Below are 5195 nucleotides of genomic sequence, written 5' to 3'. Positions count from 1 at the left end.
TTAACTAAATTTAAACTTTGAAGTATAAAAGATGTCGCAATAGCTATTATATTTGTAAATATCCTAACAAATCCTGATCTAAAAGAATCAGAAATTGATATATCCATAGCAGTTATAGCGGCTGCTGCCATCAAGGCTTCACTTAAATTAGGTATAAAATAACCTACAAAATAAGCTATAGTTACAGCTATAATTGTTTTTAATGATCTAAGTCCCATAATTGTTTTCTTCATTTTTCACTCCATAATATAGATATTATCACACCTATATTAAATTACAATCAATAAATTTGTTTAACCACTCTAGAATATCCAGATTTATTTTTTTCTACCAATATTTTCTTGTCTATCTGCTCTTTAAGTATTTCTACATGAGATATGATACCTACTAATTTATTTGAGTTAGATATTTTACTTAGGTTTTTCATTACACTGGCCAGGGTTTCCGTATCTAAACTACCAAATCCCTCATCTATAAACATTGAATCTAATTGTATGCCACCCGCATTCATTTGAACAATGTCTGATAATCCTAAGGCTAGTGATAAGGAAGCTTGGAAGCCTTCTCCACCTGATAGGGTATTTACATCTCTAATAGTTTGATTGTGGTGATCTATAACTTCTATATCCAAGCCCATTTGAGAGTTTTTATTAGTAGGATTTACCTTTCTCTTTAGAGAAAATTTACCCTGGGTCATTTCATAAAGTCTCTTATTGGCAGACTGCAAGACTTGGTCAAAGTATTTTAGTTGGATAAAAGTTTCAAACTTTACCTTGCCAACTCCACTCACTTGCCCACTCAATAATTTATATATTTCAGTGTAATTTTGATAATCTTTTTCTTTTTTCCCAAGATCTTTTTCGATTTTTTCTAAGAGGTCTAAATTCTTATTATTTGTTATTAAGTTTGCTTTGAATTTAGTTAAATCTTCTCTTAAATCTTTTAATATGTCCGTTTTTTCTTTCAAGTCTAATTCAATACTTTCAGGATCTATATTGTATTTTTCGTCTAAGGAATCCTTTAGACTATCTATTTCTTGACCCTTTGAAATGTACTTGTTGTTTGCTGTCTGGTACTTAGTTTTTATCTCTTTCATATCTTGATCTAAGTTTTTAAGCTGCAAAGCTACATTTTCTAACTCTTCATCTAACTTTATTGGATCCTTATAGGATAGCTTTTTAACTTCCTCTTCTTTTCTAATTTTATAGTTATTTAACTTTTCTTTTGAAGAAATTAATTTTTCATTTATCGTATTTAGTTCTTTTTCTTTTTTTGAGACTTTATTTTTTAATCCGATCTTTTCCTCTTCCTTAGTCTCAAGGTCAGTTAAAATATTTTCTGTATCACTTATTTGATTTTTAACTTGGTCAAGCTTAGCCTTCTTATCTTCAAGAGCCTTGTTCAAATCTTCCCTATTTATCTTTTCTTTAGCCGATTTGTCTTCAATTTGTTTGTCTAGATTATCTTTTTCGTTATTTTTATTTATCAAAGTTACTTTAATCTTTTCAAACTCTTGTGACAATGAATTTACTTGACTTTTTTTTAGGTCTAAATCTTCTTTTTCAGGCACAGAGTCACTTAAAGAAGCCTTATTTGGATGGTGGGTAGACCCACAAACTGGACAAGCTTGACCCTCTTTTATTTTAGAAGCTAATATGCCTGCTTGGTATTCAAAGTATAAGTCTTCTAAATGTTTATATTCACCTTGCTTTTTGTCTAATTCTTCTTTTTTTAGCCTATATTTTTCTTCATAAACTTGGTGGTCTTTTCTTGCAGCTTCAAGGTCAGCTATCATATTTTTTATTTCTTTTAGAGTTGAAACTTTTTCTTCAAGTTTATCTTTTTTATTTTCCAAGACTATTTTTTCTTCTTTTTTAACTGAATTATTTTTTATAAATTCTTCTATTTTATCAAACTGGCTAGTTAGATCTTTAATGTCTGATTGAATTCCTAGCAAGTTTTTTTCATGACTAGCAATTTCATCTTCTAATGAATAAATATTTTTTTTCAAATCTTTTATAATTTTAAGCTTGTCTTTTTCATCGCTTAACCTATCCAAGGTCCTATTTAAGTCAATTACAGTCTTTTCTTTTTTATCGAGACCCTCATATTCTTTCTTAGCATCTTCAAAATCAAGTTCTAATTTCTCTAAGTCTTTTTGAGATTTTACCAGTTTATCTTTTGTTTCCATATAAGTATAGACCTTATCTAATAGAGCTTGGTCTTTGCTTATAATTTTACTTTCTTCATCTATCTTTTTTGTAAGCTTACTTATCTCTGCTTCTTGGCTATCTTTGTATCTATACAGAAAGTCAATCAATTCCTGACCTGAAGAAAGTTTAGCCTCTATAAAATCATCGTAATATTCAGAAGCCACTATAAAATTTTCTATAGTATTTTCTTTACTTGTCATTAAAACACTTAGGTCCGAATTTATTTTAGAATATTTTTCTCTTATATTTTGTTCAAGCCTATTAAATTTTTCTGTTGCAAAAATTTCTCTAAACAATTTCGCCTTATCATCATTGCTAGCTTTTATAAATTTCATAAATTTACCCTGGGCAAGCATCATGATTTGATTGAACTGGTCTTTATTTATTCCCAAGAGGTCCTTTATATAAGTATTGACTTCATTGACCCCACTTATATATTGACCATCTGGCAATTTTAATTCTACAGATTTTTTTGAAAGAGTAGTTCCTTGTCCTCTCAATTTATTTCTAAGATATTCAGGATATCTCTTTATAGTGTAAGCTTTACCTCTATAAACAAATGATAACTTCACATAGGTGTCCGTATCCAAGTCTGCACCAGAATATCTCAACATTCCTTCATTTCTATCACCTGTAGAAGAACTATCAAATAAGGCATAGGAAATAGCATCAAAAATAGAAGTTTTTCCTGATCCTGTTTGCCCAGAAATCAAAAATAAACCTTCTTCACCAAACTTATCAAAATCAATTATTTCTTTGTTTTTAAAGGGTCCAAAAGCTTGGAGTTCAAGCCTAGTTACTCTCATCATTCCCCCATATATCTTCTATTTCGCTTTTTATAATTTCCAACTTATCATCTGTTATATTTTTTCCTAATATTGTTTGATAAAATTCTGTAAATAAATCAAGTGGAGTTTTGTTGTCAGTTTTTTCAGCAAAATCTTCTAAATCTTCTACATTTACCTGCCTATCTTTGTACTTATAGGTCATGATATTTGGATAAATATTTCTTAATTGATTAAAACCATCATAGATTTCATCTTCATCCAAAAGCTCAATATGAATATAGTCTTCCCTAGCTTTATCATTTTTTGAAGCCTCTATGATGTCCTTATAAAAACCTTTTATTATCCTCATATCTCTCATATAATCAATCTTAAATTCTTCAACTATTAGATTGTTTTTTTCTTTTAAGTTTACTATAGTTATGGTTTTATCATAGTTTGCTTCTGTAGCAGAAAACTTTAATAAGGCTCCAGGGTATCTTGCCTTACCTCCCAAAAAGTTTTGCTTTTTATGGATATGGCCTAGGGCTACATAGTCAAACTTATCATATAGTTTTTCAGAAACAGCCTCTAATAAACCAGCATATATTTCTTCTGAATCTGATAATTCAGCATTTAATATAAATTGGTGGGAAAGGATAATATTTCTTTCTTCTTCATTTATTTCTATAGAATCTATAACTGCCCTAATGGCCTCTTCATAGCTAGATATTTTTTCTTCAAAATAGGGTCTGACATCTGAAGGTTTTAAGTATGGAAATAAATAAAAATTTATTGGCCCATATTCATCTTCAAGTCTTACACATTCAATTTCTCCACTATAAGTATCAGATATGTAAATTTCAGAATCTTTCAAAAAGCTATTTGCATAGGCTAACCTATCAGAAGAATCATGGTTACCACTTATAACCAAAACTTTCATTTTTAAATCTTTTAACTGAGATAAAAATTTAGAAAATAGTTTTGTAGCCTCTATGCTAGGAACTGAACTTTGGTAAATATCTCCAGCAATGAGCAAGGTATCTATCTTCTCCTTTTTTAGGAGTTTTATTATTTGTTCAAGGGCGTATTCCTGGTCTTTTATCAAGGAATAACCATTCACATTTTTCCCCAAATGCAAGTCTGCAAGATGCATAAATCTCATCAATCTACCTCTTTCCTATATCCTATAGCATCCATGATCAATTCAAAGGCTCTAGCATCTATCCTAGATTTTAAATCTTCTACTAATAATTCAATTTCTTTTGTAATATCTTTAAAATAAGCCTGTGGAATAAGAGCTTGGAGAATTACCATACTATCAAAAAGTTTTGTTCTTTTATCATTTTTCTTTATCCCATATTTGGAATGGATGCATTGGAAATATTCAACATCATCAAATCTATGCCCCAAGATTAAATTATCGTGGGCAGCTATATTTCTAATATCTTTCGCACTTCTTAAAAATGATTCAAGCATGGATGGAGTCAGAAATTCTCTCATGTCTAAAGATAAATTTTCTTCTACAAATTTTTGGAATTCATCAGCTATATCTTCTTTTAGCTTATAATCTAAGATTTCATATATATTTACAACCCTGCCAAAAGATAAGAAGTTTATGATAAACCAAAAAGGTACAAAGCCATATTTATTTAAATAGTAATTTATAGATTTATTATAATTATCCTCTTCCCTATATTTTTCTATTGTCTCTTTTATACTATCGATAGTGATCAAAGCAAAAGACTTGTCCTGTTTGTTATAATTATCCGCATTCAAATAAGAATTCTTTTTAGGATATTTTTCAGTAAATTTATAGGAAATAATAGACCTTGCTATTCTTTCTATTTCAAGCATTTGTGAAAGCAATATCTTTTTCAATTCCTTGTCAAAATGATGGACCTCATATAAGTCTAAAAAATTAGTTCCTTCTCTATATTTAAACTTTCCATTTTTGGATTTTTCTGTAAAAAAAGGAAGGGTAGCATTTATTATTTTATAATAATTGTATCTAAGTAAGACTTCCTTAGCTCTTTTCTCATCATTTATAATAAGTCCTCTAGATTTTAATATATCAATTTGTTGGTCAGTCGATTTAAAATATTCAAACATAAGTCACCTCTATATAATTTTACCATAGCTGAAAAGTTTATTGTAAATATAAAAAAAGGGGCTGTTGCATAAGTCCCAAACACAAAAAAGACGAGGAAACTTAAAA

Annotated in this window: 4 protein-coding genes; all 4 read right to left on the bottom strand. The window is 29.1% G+C overall.

The annotated features are described in order from the left end of the window. A partial coding sequence (locus Q0U66_RS05320; RefSeq protein WP_297378338.1) for an aromatic acid exporter family protein occupies nt 1–233 on the bottom strand: 233 nt, incomplete at its 3' end. Nucleotides 234–280: 47 nt separating this feature from the next. After that, nucleotides 281–3019, bottom strand: a complete 2739-nt coding sequence (locus Q0U66_RS05315; RefSeq protein WP_297378335.1) for an SMC family ATPase — start codon at nt 3017–3019, stop codon at nt 281–283. Next, nucleotides 3006–4142 (bottom strand): exonuclease SbcCD subunit D, encoded by a 1137-nt coding sequence (locus tag Q0U66_RS05310; RefSeq protein WP_297378341.1) that lies wholly within the window; start codon nt 4140–4142, stop codon nt 3006–3008. Before Q0U66_RS05310 ends, Q0U66_RS05315 begins: the two co-directional genes overlap by 14 nt. Then, a complete protein-coding gene (locus Q0U66_RS05305; protein ID WP_297378333.1) occupies nt 4142–5089 on the bottom strand; it encodes an Abi family protein in 948 nt (315 codons plus the stop codon). The genes Q0U66_RS05310 and Q0U66_RS05305 overlap by 1 nt, the downstream gene beginning before the upstream one ends. Nucleotides 5090–5195: the final 106 nt, after the last annotated feature.

This window comes from uncultured Helcococcus sp. (genome assembly GCF_946998255.1).
Classification (GTDB): Bacteria; Bacillota; Clostridia; order Tissierellales; family Peptoniphilaceae; genus Helcococcus.
This window is presented reverse-complemented; position numbering and strand designations above follow the sequence as displayed.

Bases quoted from the DNA above. Each gene is read 5' to 3' on its own strand.
- Q0U66_RS05315 (WP_297378335.1), bottom strand. From the start codon at position 3,019: ATGAGAGTAACTAGGCTTGAACTCCAAGCTTTTGGACCCTTTAAAAAC.
- Q0U66_RS05310 (WP_297378341.1), bottom strand. From the start codon at position 4,142: ATGAGATTTATGCATCTTGCAGACTTGCATTTGGGGAAAAATGTGAAT.
- Q0U66_RS05305 (WP_297378333.1), bottom strand. From the start codon at position 5,089: ATGTTTGAATATTTTAAATCGACTGACCAACAAATTGATATATTAAAA.